The 19,662-nt window shown below is 68.7% G+C and carries 19 protein-coding genes; 10 read left to right on the forward strand and 9 right to left on the reverse strand.

Features of this window, described 5'->3' with window-relative positions:
• Positions 1-115: 115 nt before the first annotated feature.
• Entirely contained in the window at positions 116-1,066 is a 951-nt protein-coding gene (locus IM660_RS11430) for an NAD(P)-dependent alcohol dehydrogenase (protein ID WP_193495612.1), read from the reverse strand.
• Between the two features lie 80 nt (positions 1,067-1,146).
• The gene (locus IM660_RS11435) at positions 1,147-2,007 is read right to left on the reverse strand and encodes a LacI family DNA-binding transcriptional regulator (protein ID WP_193499544.1); all 861 of its coding nucleotides are present in this window, start codon (positions 2,005-2,007) and stop codon (positions 1,147-1,149) included.
• A gap of 25 nt (positions 2,008-2,032) precedes the next feature.
• Between IM660_RS11435 and IM660_RS11440 the strand changes: the two genes are divergently transcribed.
• Positions 2,033-2,170 (forward strand): hypothetical protein, encoded by a 138-nt coding sequence (locus IM660_RS11440; protein WP_218958793.1) that lies wholly within the window; start codon positions 2,033-2,035, stop codon positions 2,168-2,170.
• A 143-nt stretch (positions 2,171-2,313) separates the two neighbouring features.
• Here IM660_RS11440 and IM660_RS11445 read toward each other — a convergent pair whose 3' ends face one another.
• Complete coding sequence (locus IM660_RS11445; protein ID WP_193495614.1) at positions 2,314-3,957, reverse strand: HNH endonuclease signature motif containing protein; 1,644 nt, start codon at positions 3,955-3,957, stop codon at positions 2,314-2,316.
• Between the two features lie 490 nt (positions 3,958-4,447).
• Here IM660_RS11445 and IM660_RS11450 point away from each other — a divergent pair, with 490 nt between their 5' ends.
• Genes IM660_RS11450 through IM660_RS11470 form a run of 5 tightly spaced genes read left to right on the forward strand, consistent with a single transcriptional unit; the run spans position 4,448 to position 10,129 of the window.
• A complete protein-coding gene (locus IM660_RS11450) occupies positions 4,448-5,971 on the forward strand; it encodes a glycoside hydrolase family protein (RefSeq protein ID WP_193495616.1) in 1,524 nt (507 codons plus the stop codon).
• 19 nt (positions 5,972-5,990) lie between these two features.
• On the forward strand, positions 5,991-7,337 hold the full coding sequence (locus IM660_RS11455) for an ABC transporter substrate-binding protein (RefSeq protein WP_193495618.1): 1,347 nt from the start codon (positions 5,991-5,993) through the stop codon (positions 7,335-7,337).
• A 49-nt stretch (positions 7,338-7,386) separates the two neighbouring features.
• Positions 7,387-8,268, forward strand: a complete 882-nt coding sequence (locus tag IM660_RS11460; RefSeq protein WP_193495620.1) for a carbohydrate ABC transporter permease — start codon at positions 7,387-7,389, stop codon at positions 8,266-8,268.
• Entirely contained in the window at positions 8,265-9,110 is an 846-nt protein-coding gene (locus tag IM660_RS11465) for a carbohydrate ABC transporter permease (protein ID WP_159620449.1), read from the forward strand. The genes IM660_RS11460 and IM660_RS11465 overlap by 4 nt, the downstream gene beginning before the upstream one ends.
• Positions 9,107-10,129 carry a LacI family DNA-binding transcriptional regulator gene (locus tag IM660_RS11470; protein ID WP_193495622.1) on the forward strand — a complete coding sequence of 341 codons (1,023 nt, stop codon included), beginning with the start codon at positions 9,107-9,109 and terminating at the stop codon, positions 10,127-10,129. Before IM660_RS11465 ends, IM660_RS11470 begins: the two co-directional genes overlap by 4 nt.
• Before the next feature lie 101 nt (positions 10,130-10,230).
• Here the strand turns inward: IM660_RS11470 and IM660_RS11475 are convergent, their stop codons facing one another.
• Both IM660_RS11475 and IM660_RS11480 read right to left on the reverse strand, forming a co-directional pair.
• Positions 10,231-11,064, reverse strand: a complete 834-nt coding sequence (locus tag IM660_RS11475; RefSeq protein WP_193495623.1) for a class I SAM-dependent methyltransferase — start codon at positions 11,062-11,064, stop codon at positions 10,231-10,233.
• Positions 11,065-11,136: 72 nt separating this feature from the next.
• Complete coding sequence (locus IM660_RS11480; protein ID WP_193495625.1) at positions 11,137-12,813, reverse strand: LuxR C-terminal-related transcriptional regulator; 1,677 nt, start codon at positions 12,811-12,813, stop codon at positions 11,137-11,139.
• Positions 12,814-12,923: 110 nt separating this feature from the next.
• Between IM660_RS11480 and IM660_RS11485 the strand changes: the two genes are divergently transcribed.
• From IM660_RS11485 to IM660_RS11500, 4 genes are all read left to right on the forward strand, one after another.
• Positions 12,924-14,024 (forward strand): S-(hydroxymethyl)mycothiol dehydrogenase, encoded by a 1,101-nt coding sequence (locus IM660_RS11485; RefSeq protein WP_193495627.1) that lies wholly within the window; start codon positions 12,924-12,926, stop codon positions 14,022-14,024.
• On the forward strand, positions 14,024-14,635 hold the full coding sequence (locus tag IM660_RS11490; protein WP_193495629.1) for an MBL fold metallo-hydrolase: 612 nt from the start codon (positions 14,024-14,026) through the stop codon (positions 14,633-14,635). The genes IM660_RS11485 and IM660_RS11490 overlap by 1 nt, the downstream gene beginning before the upstream one ends.
• A gap of 64 nt (positions 14,636-14,699) precedes the next feature.
• The gene (locus IM660_RS11495) at positions 14,700-15,146 is read left to right on the forward strand and encodes a CidA/LrgA family protein (protein ID WP_193495631.1); all 447 of its coding nucleotides are present in this window, start codon (positions 14,700-14,702) and stop codon (positions 15,144-15,146) included.
• Positions 15,143-15,835, forward strand: coding sequence for an LrgB family protein (locus tag IM660_RS11500; protein ID WP_193495633.1), 693 nt, complete (start codon positions 15,143-15,145; stop codon positions 15,833-15,835). Before IM660_RS11495 ends, IM660_RS11500 begins: the two co-directional genes overlap by 4 nt.
• Positions 15,836-15,839: 4 nt before the next feature.
• Here IM660_RS11500 and IM660_RS11505 read toward each other — a convergent pair whose 3' ends face one another.
• The 4 genes from IM660_RS11505 to IM660_RS11520 all read right to left on the reverse strand — a co-directional run bounded on the left by IM660_RS11505 (position 15,840) and on the right by IM660_RS11520 (position 19,654).
• Positions 15,840-16,502: a DUF6318 family protein gene (locus IM660_RS11505; RefSeq protein WP_193495634.1), complete on the reverse strand. Its 663-nt coding sequence runs from the start codon at positions 16,500-16,502 to the stop codon at positions 15,840-15,842.
• 69 nt (positions 16,503-16,571) lie between these two features.
• Positions 16,572-17,558, reverse strand: coding sequence for a class I mannose-6-phosphate isomerase (locus tag IM660_RS11510; protein ID WP_193495636.1), 987 nt, complete (start codon positions 17,556-17,558; stop codon positions 16,572-16,574).
• Positions 17,555-18,760 carry an ADP-dependent glucokinase/phosphofructokinase gene (locus IM660_RS11515; protein WP_193495638.1) on the reverse strand — a complete coding sequence of 402 codons (1,206 nt, stop codon included), beginning with the start codon at positions 18,758-18,760 and terminating at the stop codon, positions 17,555-17,557. Before IM660_RS11515 ends, IM660_RS11510 begins: the two co-directional genes overlap by 4 nt.
• Positions 18,761-18,763: 3 nt before the next feature.
• The gene (locus IM660_RS11520; protein WP_193495639.1) at positions 18,764-19,654 is read right to left on the reverse strand and encodes a ketose-bisphosphate aldolase; all 891 of its coding nucleotides are present in this window, start codon (positions 19,652-19,654) and stop codon (positions 18,764-18,766) included.
• Positions 19,655-19,662 lie beyond the last annotated feature (8 nt).

Consider the following 19,662-nt stretch of genomic DNA (forward strand, 5'->3'; position numbering starts at 1 on the left):
TCCAGGTGAGGCGTGCCTAACCAACCTAGCGAGGTCGGACCCTTTTATGCAAAACGCGCCGTGCTTATTTCGTCACACCCAGGAGAAGGCGATCCGGGCACGTGTGGGCACCCCGTCAGGGCGTGACGACGACCTTCCCCAGTGCGCGCCCCTCGCCGGAATACCGGAGCGCTTCGGGGACTTCCGGCAGAGAGACTGTCCGATCGATGTGCACGGTCAGGGCTCCGGAGAGGACGCGGTCCGCGACCGGGCGGAACTCGTCGGGACCACCGGTGGCCATCGCCATCCCGATCGATCGGTGGGTCACGGCGCCAAGCAGGCCACCCCAGATCACGGCACCGAGTACCGCGGGCACCGAACCGCCGACACACTGATAGGACCCGCCGCGGGCCACCGCTCGGGATCGGGCCAGGATCGAGCGGTGAGCCACCATGTCGAGCACCACGTCGTAGCGACCCGAACGGGTGTAGTCCTGCGTCCGGTAGTCGATGACTACATCGGCACCCAGGGATCGCATGAACTCGCCCTTCGCCGCATTGTCCACCCCCGTCACGTGCGCTCCGGCCTCCTTCGCGAGCTGAATGGCGAACATCCCCGAGCCGCCACCCGCGCCGTTGATCAGCACGCGCATTCCCCGCTCCACACGCGCAGTACCGATGGCGGCGATCACCCCGGCCTGCGGGATCGAGGCCGCCTGGGCAAAGGTGAGCCCATCGGGTATGGGGGTCAGCACCCGTTCCGGCGCCACAGCGAACTCGGCGAAACCGCCCTTGAGCATGAGGTTGTCGCCATAGACACGATCTCCAGGCCGGAGATTCTGGACCCCGGGGCCGACCGCCTCGACCTCGCCCGCGATATCCGAGCCCAGCACCGAACGGGCCGGTCGCCGTAGGCCGCCGATTCTCGCGTACAGCGGTTTGCCACGAAGAGTTTCGTAGTCGGACAGGTTCACCGAGGTGGCACGCACTCGCACGAGCACCTGACCGTGCGCCGGTTCGGGACGGGGCAGGTCCACCAAGCGCAGCACCTCCGGTGGGCCGTACCGGTCATAGACGACGGCTCGCACAGTGGCTGCTCCCGGTATGGGCGACTGGACCGCGAACAGTCTATCCGTCGGCGCGGCAGGCAAGCCGTGCGGCGCCCGAGCTAGCCGCCCGTGCTCTCGCGGACCTGCAGCCGGTGCGGGACGACCACTTCACGCGCGGCCGCCTCCGGATCCTCGATCCGGGCCACCAGCCGGGCCACCGCCTCGTGAGCGATGAACGGGATGTCCAGCGCGACCGTGCTCAGAGACGGGCGCGCGTACCGGCCCTCGTCCACGTCGTCGATGCCGATCACTGCGACATCCTCGGGCACCCGAAGACCGGCGTCGAAGACCGCGCGCATCGCCCCGATCGCGAGCAGGTCGGAGTAGCAGAAGAGCGCGTCCGGTCGCTCGTCCAGGGCGAGGAGATCCTGCGCTGCCGCGTAGCCGCCGGCCCGGGTATAGCTGCCCGCTGCATGGATGAGCGACGCGTCCACCGCGATCCCGGCCTCCTCCAGCGCCGCCTGGTACCCCGCCGAGCGCAGCTGAGGCGTGGCGTACTCCTCCTGCGGCTGGGCACCGATCGCGGCGATACGCCGCCGTCCTACCTTCAGCAGATGCCCGACGGCGTCCCGCGCAGCCGCGTAGTTGTCGATGGCCACGTGGTCGAACCGGCCGTCGAACTCAAGCTCGCCCAGTAGCACCAGCGGGGCGCCGGTCTCCCCTTTCATCTCCAGCAGCTCGGACTTGGTCACCAGCGGACTGAACAGGACGCCGTCGAAGAGCATGGTCCGCCCACCCCCGGTGAGCAGCTCGCGCTCGCGCTCGTGGTCGTGCCCGGTCTGGTCGATCATCACCCGGTAACCATGTGTGGCGGCAGCGTCGATCACCTCCCGCGCGAGCTCGCTGAAGTAGGGCACGGCGATCTCGGGGACGATCAGCGCCAGCACCCCGGTGCGCCCCGTCCGCAGTGTGCGCGCCACCGGGTTCGGTCGGTAGTCGAGTTCGGTGACCGTGCTCCCGCCCGGTGGACCAGCTCGACTGCTGCTCTGGCTCGAGGACACTTCCGGGCTGGAGGTGGCCCGCACGTTCGTCGACGCCGCTGAGGTGGAAGAACCGAACCGGCGCGGTGCGAGGGAGGGCTGAGCCTCTACGCCACCCCGGCGAACGGCTGCCCAGCCCGTCAGCCCACGGCGCGGTGTACGCGATCACCGACCGAGCGGCGAGGGTGGTCGTGCCGGCGGGGTGATCTCGCCGACGTGCGCTCATGTCACCGCGCGACTCCCCGGTCACTCTCGTGAGATGGCTGGTCTGTCCGGCGGATCTGACAGTTCTGGTGAGATAGCTGGTCTCTCGCAGGGTGGCGGGTGGTGGTAGGTGATGGGTCGCTCACCTTGCTTGGTGAAGTGCCAGTGGTTCTGATGTCTGGTGATGGTGATGTCGCGTTGGTGGACCAGCCGGTGGTGGTACCAGCAGAGCAGGATGCCGTGGTGGGTGTTGGTGTGGCCGCCTCGGGACCACCAGATGCTGTGGTGGATCTCCCCGATGCCGGGTGGTGCGGTGCACCCCGGGTGCTGGCAGGACTGGTCGCGCGCCCAGATCGCTCTGGTCTGGGCAGGGGTGTGCAGGCGCTGAGCACGGCCGACATCGAGAATCTGACCGTCGGGGTCGAGGATGACCCTGGTGAACTCGGCATCACAGATCAGGTGGGCGAGTGCGGTGTGGCTGATCGGGGTGCCATCGGCCAGGGTGGCGGGTTCGGCACCGGTCAGGTGCTGGGGGGCAATGGCTGAGCTGATCACTGGTGCGGTCGGGTCGGCCGGGCACCCGGGAGTATGACCGGTCGTGTCGCCCAGTCTGGGAAGTGCGGGGGCGGTCCCGCGCGGTCCCGGCTCAACCGGCTCGCACCCGCCGGTGCTGTCCGCTGCGCCCGCGTGGTTGCCCGTGCTGCCCGCGCGGGTTGCGCTGCCCGCACCACCAGCGCCCGCACCAGTGTGGTGGTGGCAGGTGCAGCGGGGGCGATGGTGATCTGGAACTGGGACCGGTGTGGTGGTCAGCCGGTGCAACGTGTCGGCGGGGACGTGGACGAGGAGGTGGGGGCGGACCCGTGCTGAGGGTTGGAACTCACCGGTGTCGAGGACGTACCGGGCCATCGTGACCAGGGCGTGGGCGTTGCGCTGGGACGGGGTGCGGTCATCATCAACTGATGGCACCCCGGTGACCGCGGCGAAGGCTTGCTCCACGATCTGGCCGTTGGTGTGGTCCAGCCATCCGTCGAGGCGGCGTCCTGCGGTGGTGGCAGAGACGAAGAAGTGCTCCTTGCCGGAGTCTTCACGCCAGTTCCGGTCGGCGGCGTCGGGGTCGGCCCGGATCGCCCAGGTCTTGACCAACCGAGTGAAGGAGTCCGCGTCCAGCACCCGCGCCTGCTCTAGGAGGAACTGCTCCCCGACTTCGGCGTCGGCCAGGCGTTCGCGCAGGGCGTCTGTGGTGGTGGCGTGCCGGGCCAGTGCGGCAGCGTGATCACTACTGATGACCCCCGCAGCGAGGGCCGTCTCGGTGGCCGGTAGGTGGTCACGCAGGGTGCGGGACAGGTGCACCTGGCTCCGTGCCTTCCCGCCGTGGGTGCTGGTGGCATTCGACCACCAGGACGCCATCGTCCGCGCACCACTGACCGCCCAGGTTCCGTCGGCTTCGACCGCGGACATGGTCGCGGTGGTGAGGGCGTCCAGGCGTCGCCGGGTCTGCTCCAGCTCGCTGACGACGTCGGGCAGCACCGCTGAGGGCACCTGGCGCAGATCGATGGCGAGCACGTCATCGAGTAGGGCGCTCACGACGGCGAGCTGCCCGGGGGCATCACCGTCGGTCAGATGTTGCCCCAGGGCTTCTCGGACGGTGTCGGCGGGGTTGGTGCCCATGTGGGTTGTGCTGCTCATTCCCGCCTCCTCACGGTTCCCGATAGTGGGTGCTCTGCCTACTCCACAGTTGAGAACGTCCGTTCGTAGTCGTCAAGAGTATTCGTTGGTATTGCAACGAAAAACCTGGTTGGGGGTTGTGGACGACGGCGCATCGGGGATGCGCCTGTGGATGAGGTGCCCCGGGAGGGCGCCTCGACCCTGCGGCGGGGCCACATCGGGCGCTTCGTTGTGGATAGGAGGCGACGCGGAGGCGGGGAACCAGGTGACCTCGCCTGCCACGCCCTCACCGTTCACAGCCCTCGACGGCCGGTTGCCATCGCGGCTGAACAGATTCGACCAGATAGGCCGGCGACCGGATGGGCCGCCGCCGAATGACGAGCGGCAGGCCGGTCAGCCAAACAGTTCGCCCACCTCTTGCCGAGCCCCACCCCTCCCTGCTACCGTCTGCTCAAGCGTTTGATCATGGCGATCAAGCGATTGATCATCGCATCGAGCAGAGAGGCTTCGCGTGTCGAACCCCTTCTTCCACCCGAACCGAGCCTGGGTTGGAGACGTCATCCCCGTCGAACGCGACGGCGAGTTCCGGCTGTACTACCTGCACGAGACCCGCCGCTCCCCCGCCGAAGGGATGCCCTGGCACCTGGTGACCACCCGGGACTTCGTCACCTACACCGAGCACGGCGAGGCCATCCCGTCCGGCGGTCCGGACGCCCCGGACTTCAATGTCTACACCGGCAGCGTCGTCACCGACTACACCGGCACGGACCACCTCTTCTACACCGGCCAGAATCCCAGTCGACTCGGACCGGACGGCCGCCCGCTGCAGCTCGTGATGCACGCCATCAGCACCGACGGTCAGCGCACCTGGGCCAAGTGCAGCGAGGACACCTTCGGTGCGACAGCGGACTACGAGAGCGGCGACTGGCGCGACCCGTTCGTCTTCTGGGACGAGGACAACGGCCAGTGGCGCATGATCGTCACGGCCCGCCACATCGACGGTCCCGACCGTCGCCGCGGTGTACTCGCCCAGCTCACCTCAACCGACCTGAGCACGTGGCACCCGACCACCCCACTGTGGGACCCGGGCCGCCACATCGCCCACGAGTGCCCGGACGTCTTCCGCTGGGGCGACTGGTGGTACCTGGTCTACTCCGAGTTCTCGGACTCCTTCGCCACGAAGTACCGGATGGCGCGCACCCTGGACGGCCCCTGGCTCGCCCCTGCGCACGACTCCCTCGACGGCCGCGCCTTCTACGCCGCCAAGTCCGCCGCACGCGATGGCCGCCGCTTCTTCTTCGGGTGGATCGCCACCAAAGAAGGAGTTCACGACGACGGCCCCTGGGAATGGGCAGGAACGCTCGCTGTGCTGGAAGCGCATCAAGGCGCCGACGGCACCCTCACCTTCGCCCCACCGGCCGAGGTATCGGCCGCCTTCGGCACCGATCACCCGGTCGGCCTCGGCACCGCGGCTGACCTCGGCGCTGCAGTCGACCCCGACTCAACAGCTGTCTGGACGACCGTGGGACGCCCCGACGGCTACCAAGCCGTGCTGACCTCGGCGCCCGTACCGGCGACGTGCCGGATCCGGCTGGAACTCGACATCCCGGAAGCGGACACCCTCGCCACCGGCGAGTGCGGCATCCTCCTACGCACCAGTGCCGACGGCGACCAGGCACACGTCCTCCGCCTCGAACCAGACCGCGGCCGGATGGTCGTCGACCGCTGGCCCCGGCGGACCACCGGAACGGAGCAGTGGCAGATCTCCGGGGACGTGCCGCACGCGGTCGAACTCGAACGCCCGTGCACCCTGACTCCGGGACACCACACGCTGGAGATCCTCCTGGACGAGGACATCTGCGTAGCGACGCTGGACCGCGAGGTGACCGTCAGCACCAGGATGTACCGGTCCTGGGGTGACCATCTCGGCATCTTCGCGGCCGACTGCACGGTGACGGTGACCGATCTGCGCGTCACGACCGCAGCCCCCGTTCCTGCACCTCGCGAACACTCCCTCTCCCCCGCCCATCCCTGATCGATCAAAGGAGACGACCATGAACCGAATCCGATCCACGGCCCTCGCCGCCGTCAGCACTGCTGCTGCCCTGCTGCTGGCCGCATGCTCCGGCGGCACCGCAGGCAACACCGACCCCAGCAACGTCAACCCCGAAGGAGAGATCGAGGCCCGGGAGATCTCCTGGCTCCTCTCCCGCCCGGCCGACGGCGGCGTGATCACCACCATGGAGCAGATCGCCGCCGACTACGCCGCCGAGCACCCGGGATTCGCCCTCAACCTCATCTCCACCCCGGACCGGCCCTCCTATATCCAGCGGCTGGAGACGCTCGCGGCCGCGAATGAGCTCCCCGAGTTCTTCGACATTGACGCCACACCCTTCGCAGCGACCCTCGCTGAGCAGGGCCGGATGATGGACGCCGAAGCACTACTCACCGACCTGGGCCTGTACGAGGACTACCGGCCGGCGGCACTGAACTATCAGCGCTTCGACGACGGGTCCCTGCACATGATCCCGTTCGAGTTCCAGGTGGAGTTGTTCTGGTACAACAGCGCTCTCTTCGACGTGGCCGGGGTTCAGGTGCCTGAGACGCTCGACGACTTCCCGCAGATGTGCCGCGGTCTGCGCGAGGCGAGCATCACCCCGATCGCCCTGGACGGGCAGGACCAGTGGCCACTCGAGCGGTACATGGCCTACTACCCGTTCCGTACCTCCGGCAACGACTTCGTGCGCGACCTCAAGCGAGGCGAGGCCCAGCTGGACAGCGAAGACGGACGGGCCGCCGTCGAGTGGATGGCTTCGCTCGGAGAGGCGGAGTGCTTCGGCGAAGGCTTCTCGTCCACCGGCTACGCAGACGCGCAGGCCGCCTTCACCTCGGGCCGCGCCGCCGTCTACAACATCGGCACCTGGGAGCTGGCAAACCTCGCCACGGACAATCTCGATGCCACAGTGCGCGACGACGTCGACTACTTCACCCTCCCCACCACCCCGGGAGCGGTGACGGGCGCAGACGAGTACGTCTCGCCGTCGGGAATCGGCATGGCCGTGAACGCGGCCACCTATGACCCACTGGTGCGTGACTTCCTCGCCTTCGCGTTGGAGCGCTACCCCGCCCTGTATGCCGAGACCGGGGCCCTCTCCCCCACCACGACCGTGGAGACCACCATCCCGGACAACGCCACGGACCTGTACGAGCGGGCCATCGCCGAGGCCGACTCCGTCGGTGAGCTCAGCGCCATGCCCTGGGACACCCAGCTGGACCCCACCTCGAACTCCCGGTTGCAGCAGGAGCTGACCCTGCTCGTTCAGGGCGAGATCACTCCGGAGGAGTTCATCGCCACCATGGACGCCACCATCGCCGAGCACGGCACCGCCGCCTTCGAGTGATCGAATCCGCCGGGGCCGCGCGCCCCGGCGGATTCGGTAAGGACACCTCATGCTTCCGTACCGTTCGAGAACCGCTGTTCTCGTGTTCCTCCTGCCACCCTTGCTGCTGTACGGCATCGCGGTGCTGGTGCCGATCGTGCAGTCGCTCGTGCTCAGCTTCTTCAGGTGGGACGGCATCACCGCGATGGAGTTCGTGGGCCTGGACAACTACGTCCGGATGCTCACCCGGGACGACATCTTCTGGACCGCCTTCGTCAACTCGCTCGGCTACCTGGCAATCTGCCTGATCCTGCAGCTGGGCGGGGCGCTCGTGGTAGCCAGCCTGCTGATCGGGCTGCGCCGCGGGCGTGAGCTGGTCAAGACGCTCTATCTCTTGCCAGCGGTGATCTCCACCGTGGCGATCGCATTCCTGTTCCAGCGGATGTACGCCCTCGAACCGGTCGGGCTGTTCAACCAGGCCCTGGCCGCAATCGGTCTGGACGGGCTGCAACGGGCCTGGCTCTCCGACGTCGGCACCGTGCTCGCGGCCGTCTCCATCCCCGAAGGCTGGCGGTTCACCGGCCTGTACATGCTGATCATCTACGCCGCGCTGATCGCCGTCCCCGCCGAGCTCGAGGAGGCCGCTCGCCTGGATGGAGCGAGCCGGTGGCAGCTGTTCACCAAGATCCGCTTCCCCTACATCCGCCCGGTGTGGATCACCACCACCATCATGGCCACCACCTACGCGCTACGGGGCTTCGACATCCCGTACCTGCTCACCAACGGCGGGCCGGGGCAAGCCTCGGAGCTGGTGACGACCTACATGTACAAGACGGCGTTCAGCCACACCGACTACGGGTACGCGAGCACCATCTCGGTGTTCATCGTGATCGAGTGCCTGGTGGCTGTCGGGCTGATCATCGTGCTGCTGCGCCGGAGGGCTGACTCATGAGTGCTCGCAGACAACGACTCGACGTGCACCGCGCACTGAACACCGTGGCCGTCGCGCTCATCGTGATCGTGCAGGTCTACCCGCTGGCGTGGCTGTTCCTGACCGCGCTGCGCACCGAGCAGGACTTCGCCTCGAGCAACCCGTTCTCCCTGCCCGGAGAGGTGACGCTGGACAACTTCGCGCGGGCGTTCGAGACCGGCAACCTCGGGCTGAACATCCTGAACAGCCTCGCGGTGACGATGGGCGCCAACGTGTTGATCGTGCTGCTCGGGATGATGGCCGCCTACGCCCTGGAGGTGCTCGGATTCCGTCTGCGAGGCGCCGTCCGGGCGATCTTCCTGGTGGGGATCATCGTGCCAGTACAGATCGCACTGGTGCCGTTGTTCATCGACTACGCCTCCGTGGGGCTGCTGGACACGCATGCCTCGATGATCGTGCCGCTCGCCGGATTCGCACTGCCGATGTCGATCTACCTGTTCTCCGCCTTCTACCACTACATCCCCGGGGAGACCTATGAGGCAGCCTCGCTCGATGGCGCCGGCCCGTACCGGATCTTCGGCCAGATCACGTTCCCGCTCTCGCTGAACACGATCGTCACGATCGTGCTGGTGAACAGCATCTTCATCTGGAACGACTTCATCTTCGCGAACACGTTCGTGCTCTCCGATGGGCTCAAGACCATTCCCCTGGGCCTGCAGAACTACATTGGTGCGATGGGCAACGTGGACTGGACGGCGACCTTCGCGGCCGTCTGCGTGACGATCACGCCGCTGATGCTGGTGTTCCTGGTGCTGAACAAGGCGATGATCCAGGGTTTGGAGAGCGGGGCGGCGAAGGGATGAGTCCAGTGAACGATGGCCGACGGCGTCCGGTCACCTTGAAAGAGGTCGCCGCCAAGGCCGGGGTGTCCGTCTCGGCAGTCTCCCTGGTGGCGAACGAGAAGAAGAACGCCCGGATCGGGGAGGCCACCCGGGCGCGGGTGCTGCAGGCGATCGAAGATCTCGGATACCGGCCGAACGCACTGGCCAAGAATCTGGTGCACGGCCAGTCACGCTTCATCGGGCTCGTCGCCGACGCCATCGCCTCCACCCCGTTCGCCGGCCAGATCATCCACGGTGCCCAGGTGGAGGCATGGCGGCGCGGCTACGTACTGCTCGTGGCCAACAGCGAAGGCAACGCCGAGGCCGAGGCCCAGGCGATCTCGATGCTGCTCGAGCACAAGGTGCACGGCATCCTCTACTCCACCTGGTATCACCGGCAGATCGACCTGCCGGCCGGCCTCAGCGAAGCCGAGACGGTACTCGTGAACTGTTTCGCCGACGACGGGCCGCTGGCGGTGGTGCCCGATGAGTTCGACGGCGGCCGGGCGGCGGCGCAGCTGCTGATCGACGCCGGGCACGAGCGCATCGCATTCATCAACACGGTGACTCCCTCCCCGGCCCGTGAGGGCCGGCTGGCCGGATACCGGGCGGCGCTCGCCGACGCCGGGATCGAGGTGGACCCAGCGCTGGTGCTCGATGCCGACTCCGCCCAGGAAGGCGGGTACGCCAGCGTCGAGGCTGTGCTCGCCAGTGGTGCCACAGCCGTCTGCTGCCACAACGACCGGGTGGCGATGGGCCTCTACGACGGCCTGCGTGAGCGTGGCCTGCGGATCCCGGCCGACCTGTCCGTCGTCGGATTCGACAACCAGGAGATCATCGCCGCCCACCTGCGCCCGGGTTTGAGCACGGTGGCCCTGCCGCACTACGAGCTCGGTGTGGCCGGGGTGCGTGCTCTCCTCGACGGCGGACCTGAGGCGTCCGATCGGCTCACCATCGCGTGCCCACCGGTCGTGCGGGAATCGGTGCGCTCACTCGCCTGACACCCACCACCGGATCGCACACCCACCTGAACCGCCGAACGCTGACCTACGCGGCGTTCAACGCCCGAAAGCCGAACAGCTCGGCCTTCGCCGGAGCTGCCTCACGCCCTCCCGACTCCCACATTCACCAACGCCGGCAGCACTCCCCCGGGTTGGCCGTCGAAGCGTTCCCGCAGCATCCCGTTCAGCACCCTCAGCGCCTCACCACGCTGCGAGGCGTCCAGTCCGGCCACGGCCTGCGCACCCAGCGGGTTGGACGAGGTCACCTCGTCCCACAGTGTCTGCGCCGAGCCGACGGGGATCTCCCAGCGCACTGGGTGCACAGCCACCTCCTGCACTCCTGCCTGAGTGAGCGCAGCCGCGAGCGCCTCGGGGGCAGCTACCTGGAACGGAGGCGGTGGCGGATTCGTGGGTAGGCCCGCGAACCCGGGCACAGCGGAGCGCACCCCGGCGAAGAACACCCTGAGGAACTCCACTCGCGGTAGCGGACCGAACGCCGCGACCAGGACGGTGCCACCGGGCCTGGTGACGCGCACCATCTCCCCGATCGCGCGCACCAGCTGCGTGGACATCGTGACACCGTTCTGCGAGACGCTGACGTCGTAGCTGTTGTCGGGCAGGTCGAGTGCATGCGCGTCCATCACCCGCCCATCCACGCTCACGCCTGCCTGCCGGGCACGCTCGGCCAGCAATTCGATCATCTGCGCAGCGATGTCCACTGCTGTGACCTCGGCACCACGACGGGCCGCGGGAATCGCGAGAGCGCCGCTGCCGCAGGCGACGTCAAGCAGCCGTGTACCGGGCGTGATGTCGGCGAAGGCAAGTGCGAGCTCGCCGTTGGTGGTGGCTGCTGGAGTGATGAACTCGTCGAAGCGCGGGGCGATGGCGTCCCACGCACCACGGACTTGTTCGAGTGTGGGTTCGATGGTGGTCATGGTCTGCTCCTTCGTGTCGTATCGACGACGCTAGGGATCTGGCCACGCTGCCCTCATCGCCCCTCCGTACCATCATCGCCCCGGCTCGTGTGGTCCGTTCATGCCATCGATGAGCCCGTGGCGGTACGCCCAGGCGGTGGCCGCCGCCCGGGAGGGTAGGTCGAGCTTGCTGAAGATGTTCTGCAGGTGCCGGCGCACGGTGTGTTCGCTGATCACGAGGGCGGCCCCAATCTGCCGGTTGGTCTCGCCGGCGGCCACGTGCACCAGAACCTGCCGCTCCCTGTCAGAGAGTCCCGACGGCGCAATGTGGGTGTGCGAGGACAGCTCGCCTGCGCGCATGCGAGCCAGCAGGTCGAGGTCCACGCTGGCTCCCATCTCGGCGAGCACTGACCGGGCAGCATCCCACTCGACGGTGGCGGAGTCGTGATCGCCGAGTGCCGTGCAGGCTGCACCGAGGTAGATGGCGGTACGTGCCGCCTCATAGGGCGCCTGGAGGTGGTGCCAGGCGATGATGGCAGCACGCAGCGCCTCGGCTGCTGCGTCCGGACGGCCCTCTGCGAGGTGCACCCTGCCACGGGCGCGGTCGCAGGTGGCTCGGAGGAAGTCGGTCTCGACGGGTGCGGCTGCATCGCAGAGCCGATCGAGGTGGTCTCGAGCCTGCTCGGGCTCGTTGCTCGTCAGCGCCACCTCCACCGCTGCGGCGAGCGTGCGGATCCGGACCGAGAGTGGCTGGGGCTCGGCGAGGACGGCTGCGAGACCGTCCCGGGCGTCGTCGGTACGGCCTTGGGCGAGTCTCAGCAGCGCGATCCCTGGCTGCAGCGGATGGCCCCAGCGGGCGGCGTCTCGGTAGGCGGCTTCGGCGCGCTCACTCTCTCCACGCAACCGCAACAGCTCTCCCAGCTGATAGGACGCCAGGCCTTGGACGGGGTCGCCGTCTGCGCGAGCCAGGTGGCTGCGGGCGTCGTTGACCGCTTCCAGCGCCTGCGCCCAGGCGCCGCGCAGCTGAAGCAGCTCGGAGCGATGCACGAGGCACTGTCCCTGGTAGGGGTGGATCCCCTGCTGATCTGCGCACCACCGGCTCAGCCCCGTCGTCCATTCCTGTGCCCGGCGGACATCGAAGGTGTCGCGGCAGGCGAGGATGACGGCGCAGTACACGATCCCGGCCACCAGGGGGGAGACCTCTCCGCCAGTGACGGCGACCATCGCCTCATCCAACAGCGACAGCCCGTCACCCGGCTCTCCGAGCGCCACGCGTGCCTGCCCCTGCCCCAGGCGGCCTAGGGTCGCCAGGTCGGGGTCACCTACGCCGTCGGCAATCTCGGTAATCAGGATGAACATGCTGAGGGCATCGCGTGGACGGCCACCGTGGAGTGCCTGGAGAGCGACGGGCACCCGCAGGTAGGCGCGGGCTGCGTCGTCGGGATCATCGGCGGCGACGTGACCTGCGCGGGCGAACCAGCCGCCGCCCCGGGCGTGATCACCCGCGAGCACTAACGTCAGGCCGAGCCAGAAGGCGCAACGCACGGCCCGACCCGGATCTGATCGGGCGATCCACTCGTGGTGCGCGCGAGTCCACCCGGCTTCTGCCCGCTCGCGCTGCCCGGTCAGGTGCGCGGCGATCGCCCAGGTCTCCAGGTCGGCCGCCTCCAGCGTTCCTGCCTCGTCCGCCCTGGCGAAAGCGACGCACGCATCCCGCCAGGCACGCCGTTCGCATGCGCGCCGGGCGTCCTGGACCGGGGACGCGCCCATGGGCATCACCGTAGCGCTGGACCGCGGTCACCGCGACGGAGCGGGCGGTCTCCGGCTGGGCCGCACGAACGTTAGGCTCGCCCCGGAAGAGCCACGTCGCAGGAGGCAGCATGCAGCAGGTCAAGGCAGTGATCGCACGGAGCAAGGCTGCTCCGGTCGAGTTGGTCACCATCAATGTTCCCGATCCGGGGCCGGGCGAAGCCGTGGTCGCCGTCCAGGCGTGCGGGGTGTGCCACACAGACCTGCACTACCGCGAGGGCGGGATCAACGACGAGTTCCCGTTCCTGCTCGGGCACGAGGCAGCCGGTGTGGTGGAGGCGGTCGGCGAGGGCGTCACCTCGGTGGCTCCCGGGGACTTCGTCGTGCTGAACTGGCGCGCTGTGTGCGGGCAGTGCCGGGCCTGCAACCGAGGTCAGGCGCAGTACTGCTTCGCCACGCACAACGCCACCCAGAAGATGACCCTCGAGGACGGCACCGAACTGAGCCCGGCTCTGGGCATCGGAGCCTTCGCCGAAAAGACACTCGTGGCGGCGGGCCAGTGCACGAAAGTCGACCCGTCGGCGCGGCCGGCGGCGGTCGGGCTGCTCGGCTGCGGCGTGATGGCCGGGATCGGTGCTGCGATCAACACCGGCGCCGTCACCCGCGGCAAATCGGTCGCCGTGATCGGTTGTGGTGGCGTGGGTGCCGCCGCGATCGCCGGATCCGCGCTCGCCGGCGCCAGCCCGATCATCGCGGTCGACATCGACGACTCCAAGCTCGAGAAGGCCACGACGCTCGGTGCGACCCACACGGTCAACTCCTCCCAGGAGGACCCGGTGGAGGCCATCAAGCGCATCAGCGCCGCGACCTACCCCGGCGCTGAGGGTGCGGACGTGGTGATCGAAGCGGTCGGGCGCCCGGAGACCTGGAAGCAGGCCTTCTACGCGCGTGATCTGGCCGGCACAGTGGTGCTGGTGGGCGTTCCCACCCCGGACATGCAGGTGCCGGAGATCCCGCTGATCGACGTCTTCGGCCGCGGCGGGGCGCTGAAGTCCAGCTGGTACGGGGACTGCCTGCCCAGCCGGGACTTCCCGATGCTCGTGGACCTCTACCAGCAGGGGCGCCTCGATCTGGACGCCTTCGTCACCGAGGAGATCGGCATCGACGGCGTGGAAGCCGCGTTCGAGAAGATGCATCACGGCAACGTGCTGCGTTCGGTGGTGGTGCTCTGATGGTGGCGCGCGTGGACCATGCCGTCACCAGCGGCACGTTCAGCCTGGACGGCGGCACCTTCGAGGTCGACAACAACGTCTGGGTGGTCGGGGACGACACCGAGTGCGTGGTGATCGATGCGCCGCACTCGGTGGAGGACATCCTGGCCGTGGTGGGTGAGCGGACGGTCACGGCGATCGTGTGCACCCACGCCCACGATGATCATGTGCGCGTGGCACCTGACCTGGCCGAGCGGACCGGAGCTCCGATCTGGCTGCACCCGGACGACGAGCCGCTGTGGGAGCTCACCCACGCCTCCCACCGGTGGGACGACAACCTGGCCGACGGTCAGGAGATCACGGTCGCGGGCACCACGTTGCAGGTGCTGCACACCCCGGGTCACGCGCCCGGGGGTGTGTGCCTGTACGCGCCGGACCTCGGCTGTGTCTTCACCGGCGACACGTTGTTCAACGGTGGTCCGGGTGCCACGGGCCGGTCCTTCTCGGACCTGCCCACGCTCGAGGCCTCGATCCGGGCGAAGCTGTTCGCCCTGCCGGAGGAGACGGTGGTGCACACCGGTCACGGGGAGGACACCACCATCGGCGCGGAGGCGGAGAACCTGGGCCGGTGAGGTCCGTCGCCGGTACACCAGGCTGCCCACGACGGCGTCCCCCCGGTAACGCCGCCCCCTCACTGTGAGCAGCTCGCCCGAGCAACGCCCCGGGCAGGGGTGGCGTTCATGGCGCACCCTCGGCGCCTGGGCGCTGGGACTGGTGGTGCTCACCACGTGCCTGCTCCTGGGAGAGGTGCTGGTCGCCGTCAGTGGGCTACGCCTTCCGGGCACGGTGGTGGGCCTGATCCTGGCGGTGGGGGTGCTTGCGCTGGTGCACCGGGGCACCAGGACCACGGCCCGGGTGGTACGGGAGTCGACTCTCACGGTTGCGCGGCCGGCGAACCGGCACCTGCAGCTGTTCTTCCTGCCTGCGGCGGTCGGGATCACCAGCAGCGTCGCGCGGGTGGCTGAGCATCTGCTGCCGATCGGACTCGCGCTGGTGTCGACCTTCCTCGTTCTGCTGATCGGGATCGGCCTGCTCGCCCAGCGGCTGCTGCGGGCGGACGGCGCGCGGGGACCGGGACGGTGACGGCGGCGGCACTGGAGATGGTCGTGTCGACCGGAGGCACGGTGCTTGCCTACCTGGCCGCACTGTGGCTGTATCGCCGCTGCGGTCGCCACCCACTCCTCTCCCCCGTGGTGACCGCCACGCTGGTGCTGACCCTGATCCTGGAGCTGACCGGCACTGCGTACCCGGACTATCTCGGCGCCGTGCTGCCGTTGACGATCGGCCTGGCGCTGGCAACGGTGGCGCTGGCGGTGCCACTGCACACGGCGAGTAGCGCGCTGCTGCCATTGTGGCCGCGGCTGCTGGTGTTGTTCGGGTGTGCTGCAGCGCTGGCGATCACCCTCGCTACCGTGCCGCTCGCCGTCGCCGGAAGCCCGGACGATGTCTTGGCCTCGGCCCTCCCGCTATCGGTCACCACCCCGGTCACGGTGGAGATCTCGGCTCTCATCGGTGGCGACCCCTCGCTCTCCGCCGGGTTGGCGATCTGCTCCGGCATCCTCGGCGCGGTGCTGGCACCGCGGCTGCTGACCCTCGTCGGTGTGCACGACCCGCGCGCCCGCGGAATCGCCATCGGCGTCACCTCCCACGGGATCGGTACCTCGCGGGTGTTGCTGGACGAACCGGAGACGGGAGCGTGGTCGAGCGCGGCGATGGTGGTGCATGCCTTGGTGATGACGGCCGCGGTGCCGTTGGTGGCGCGGCTGCTCTAGGGGGTCAATCCTGGTCGATCAACGAGTGCTCTGGCGCCACCTCCGCGATGTCGAGCACCAACCAGTCACCATCGGCCCAGTCGAGCGTGACGCGGATGATCCGTTCCGCCGGGTCCGTGGCGCCAGCGGTATTCGGCTGCGTGAAGACCATCCGTGAGCGGACAACCACGTCCAGGTCCACCCAGTAGGTGTCGGGCGTGTCGGCCAGCGCAGCCTCGGCGTATCGTCCGACGATCTCGCCGTCGGTGGCATACCCGCCATTGGCGTAGAGGTCGGCCACCTCCTCGCGCAGGACGACGCAGAACTCACACTCCTCGGCGACGATCGCGTCCCATGGGCCAAGATCGCCGGTGTGCCAGCTGTAGCCGTAGAGCTCGGTGACATGCACGGCGACGTCGATCGCGGTCTGGATGGAGTTCGATCCCATCGATGCCGGGCGCTCTGGGACGGCAATCTCCGGACGCGCAGTCGGCGCGCCGGTACTCGTACTCGCTCCAGCGGTGGTCTGCGGCGCTCTCGACCCAGCCGTGGGACTTCCGGGGGCGGAGGACCGTTGCGCCGGATCACCGGGGGTGCACGCAGTGAGCAGCAGCAGCCCCAGCAGCAGAGCAGACAGCGTGCCCCGAGCGGCTCCTGTGATCGGTGAGTTCCTTGTCTTCGGCGTCATGCGCCCCAGCCTGCCTGAGCAGGAGGACCTCCCGCAGAACCCTGTGGATAACCTTCGATCAGACGAGATTCACGGTGCCGGTGGCCGGCAGATCAGCACCTCGCCATCCCCAGTGAGCGTCAGTTCTCCCGCGGCGTGCGGTGCCACCGCGGTGGCACCCTGCCGAAGCGCGGTCGTCCCGGCGGCATCCGTCACTTCGATCTGCCCCTCCAGCACGATCACGACGGCGAACCCCGCCTCCACCTGCACCTCACCCTGGACGCGTTCGCGCCCCAGGCGGAAGTACGGGTCGGCCGCCGCCGGGAACACCGACGGCCCGTAGCCGGCCGGGCGCACGAGCTCAGCCATCTCCTGCGGTGTGCGGGCGCGACGTTCCATCGCCTGCAGTGCCAGGTCGTACCCGATCCCGAGGTGACCGTCCTTCGGCCCGTCGATCGGGTAGCCCTTCCATTCGAGCATCAGCGAGAAGTCCTCCGGCTCCTGCAGTTCCACCAGGAACAATCCACCGCCGATGGCATGCAGCACCCCGGCAGGGACCAGCACCACATCGCCGGGATTCACCTGCACCTCGTGCATGAGTCCGAGGATCTCCTCGGCGTCCTGGCGCTCCAGGACGCCGGCGAGCTCGTCCGCGGTGAGGTCCTGCTTCAGGCCCAGGTGCAGGCTGCCGCCGGTGAGCAGGAACCACGCCTCGGTCTTCCCGTGCGGTGCCGCGAAGTGCGCCTTGGCGAACGCGCGGTCGGGGTGGGCGTGCACCGGCAGCCGCTCCCCCGCATCCAGCAGTTTGACCAGCACCATCGCGTCCGCTCCGTAGGCGGCCACGTGGTCGGCGCCGAGCCACCACTCGGGCTCGGCCTCGATGGCGTCCTTCAGCAGCCGCCCGTCCGGTAGCCGGGTGAGCCCCACCGGCGCCTCGCCATAGACGCAGGTCATCGAGCCGACCCAGTCCTCGGGTTCGTACTCGCCGACCCCGGCCTCGCCGCGCAGGTCCGCGAGGCTGCGTCCGCCTCGGTAGAAGCGCTCGGGTGGCCGGTTGGCAGCAACCTCGATGATCACGCGTTCACTCCTTCGCTGTGTCGCTCGCCGGCGTACGCCGCGAGCAGGCCGCCGACGAAAGTGTCGCCGAGGCCGATGGTGGTGGGGGTGTCGGTGCGCAGGTCGAGCGCCGGTACGCATGTGACGTCGCCGGCCTGCTCCAGCTGATGGGCTACGACGGCGGAGCCTGCCTGCACGGGAAGGGCCGCCGTCCGTTCATGGTCGGCTCGGGTGGCGCCGTCGCCGACGAGGTAGCGCGTCCCCGCGGCCACGACACCCGCCCGCAAGGCCGGGCGCAGCTGCTGTGCCAGCGGCCCGAGGGCGGCGGCCCAGTGCTGGGTGTGCACCACGAGGGTGCGTGCGCCGATCTGGGTCTGCGCCTCCCGCAGGGCTCCCTCGACGGCGCCCGCGTCGTTCAGATCGACGGTCCGGCCCAGGTGGCCGAACAGCTCGTCCTCGTTCATGCTGATGACGTCGGCGAGCTCGGCCATGGCGGCGAGCACCTGCTTGCCCAGGGCAGGCACGTGCTGGCCGGCGTCCTCGAAGAAGACCAGTGCGCCGTCGGGCATCTTCTCGATGACGCGGGCGACGCGCCGCAGGCGGTCGGTCACGAGGCCGGCATCCTGCATGCTGTTCAGGCCGGTGACCAGCAGCACGTTCAGCGAGGGCGCAACCTGCTCGATCTCATCGCTGAGCACCAGATCCCGGTTGGGCGGGTCGTTGACGTAAATGAGGCGGTTCGCCTTCGGCGCCGTCACCGCCAGCCGGTCGGTGCGCACGTGGGCGCCCCGCGGGAACTGCACGATCAGGTGCGGGTCGAGGGAGTCCTCACTCGCACTGCTCAGGCGGTGCACACCCGCGGGGAGCAGGTCACGCATGATGTCGTTGGTACTGACCAGGTGCACCATGCTGGGGATCCCGAGGGTCTGCATGACCAGGGCGGCGCGGATACCGGTGCCGCCGAGGGTCCAGCTGTGGTCGAATCTGGCCGGGAACGTCTCCAGCACGGAGGCGGAGGCCACGAATCGCTCCCCGCCGTGCCCGGCGCGAGCGAAGGCGAGGATGGAGATCACCAGACTGCGTTCGTCGGTGATCTCGATTGCGGTGTCGAGCTCGTGGTCGGCGATGCCGTGCTCAACCGCGAGGCGGGTGAGCACGGCATCGTCCCAGGTGATCTCGACGTCGACGTTGCCGCCGAATCCGAGAAGAACCTCCGGCGTCATGCCTCAGACCCGCGCCTGCACGCCGCTGATTCCCGGCACGCTGGAGGCCTGGCCATCGGCGCCGAAGAGCCGGATCTTGTGGGCGGCGACCTCCTTCATCGCCTCGATGCAGCGGGGCTGGATGGCGTTGGGTTCGCGCACCTTCGGATCCGCCAGCACGGCGCGCATCTCGTTGTGGTAGGCGACCTTGATGTCACTGGAGATGTTGATCTTGTTGATGCCGAGCTTGGCGGCCTGGCCGATCTCGGCGTCCGGGTTGCCCGAGCCACCGTGCAGCACGAGCGGGATCTGCACGGCCGCCTTGATCTCACGCAGCAGGTCGATCTTGATCTCCGGGGTGATCTCGGGCGGGAAAAGCCCGTGGGAGGTGCCGATGGCCACGGCGAGGCTGTCCACACCGGTCTGGCGGATGAACTCGACCGCTTCCTCCGGGGTGGTGTAGATGATTTCCTTGGCGCCTGCCTCGCCGTAGCTGTCCGCGGCGCCGATCGTGCCGAGCTCGGCCTCCACGCTCACGCCGACAGCGTGCGCGGTCTCGACGACCTTCTTGGTGATCCGCACGTTCTCCTCGAAGGAGTCCATCGACCGGTCGATCATGACCGAGGTGAATCCGACCTGGATGGCGGTGAGCATCTGCTCGTAGCTGGCGCCGTGGTCCCAGTGGATGGCGACCGGGATACTCGAGCGGTGCGCCCGCTCCCGGATGGCTGCCACGGCGTCGCGGCCGAAGTGGGCGAGCTCGTCGGGGTGGATCGCCGCGATCAAGGGGGCCTGCTCGGCTTCGCTGATCTCCATGATCCCGTTGAACATGGCGTAGTCGCTGACGTTGAACGCCGGAACGGCGTAGTTTCCCTCGTGGGCTGCGGTCAGCAGGGCGTTTCCGGTGGTGAGCACACTTTCTC

The sequence above is a fragment of the Ruania alkalisoli genome (genome assembly GCF_014960965.1).
Lineage (GTDB): Bacteria > Actinomycetota > Actinomycetes > Actinomycetales > Beutenbergiaceae > Ruania > Ruania alkalisoli.

What these genes read in the sequence shown, in the direction of transcription:
- IM660_RS11455 (WP_193495618.1), top strand. Translation starts at nt 5,991, where the DNA reads ATGAACCGAATCCGATCCACGGCCCTCGCCGCCGTCAGCACTGCTGCT.
- IM660_RS11465 (WP_159620449.1), top strand. Translation starts at nt 8,265, where the DNA reads ATGAGTGCTCGCAGACAACGACTCGACGTGCACCGCGCACTGAACACC.
- IM660_RS11475 (WP_193495623.1), bottom strand. Translation starts at nt 11,064, where the DNA reads ATGACCACCATCGAACCCACACTCGAACAAGTCCGTGGTGCGTGGGAC.
- IM660_RS11485 (WP_193495627.1), top strand. Translation starts at nt 12,924, where the DNA reads ATGCAGCAGGTCAAGGCAGTGATCGCACGGAGCAAGGCTGCTCCGGTC.
- IM660_RS11460 (WP_193495620.1), top strand. Translation starts at nt 7,387, where the DNA reads ATGCTTCCGTACCGTTCGAGAACCGCTGTTCTCGTGTTCCTCCTGCCA.
- IM660_RS11445 (WP_193495614.1), bottom strand. Translation starts at nt 3,957, where the DNA reads ATGAGCAGCACAACCCACATGGGCACCAACCCCGCCGACACCGTCCGA.
- IM660_RS11515 (WP_193495638.1), bottom strand. Translation starts at nt 18,760, where the DNA reads ATGACGCCGGAGGTTCTTCTCGGATTCGGCGGCAACGTCGACGTCGAG.
- IM660_RS11505 (WP_193495634.1), bottom strand. Translation starts at nt 16,502, where the DNA reads ATGACGCCGAAGACAAGGAACTCACCGATCACAGGAGCCGCTCGGGGC.
- IM660_RS11480 (WP_193495625.1), bottom strand. Translation starts at nt 12,813, where the DNA reads ATGGGCGCGTCCCCGGTCCAGGACGCCCGGCGCGCATGCGAACGGCGT.
- IM660_RS11490 (WP_193495629.1), top strand. Translation starts at nt 14,024, where the DNA reads ATGGTGGCGCGCGTGGACCATGCCGTCACCAGCGGCACGTTCAGCCTG.
- IM660_RS11470 (WP_193495622.1), top strand. Translation starts at nt 9,107, where the DNA reads ATGAGTCCAGTGAACGATGGCCGACGGCGTCCGGTCACCTTGAAAGAG.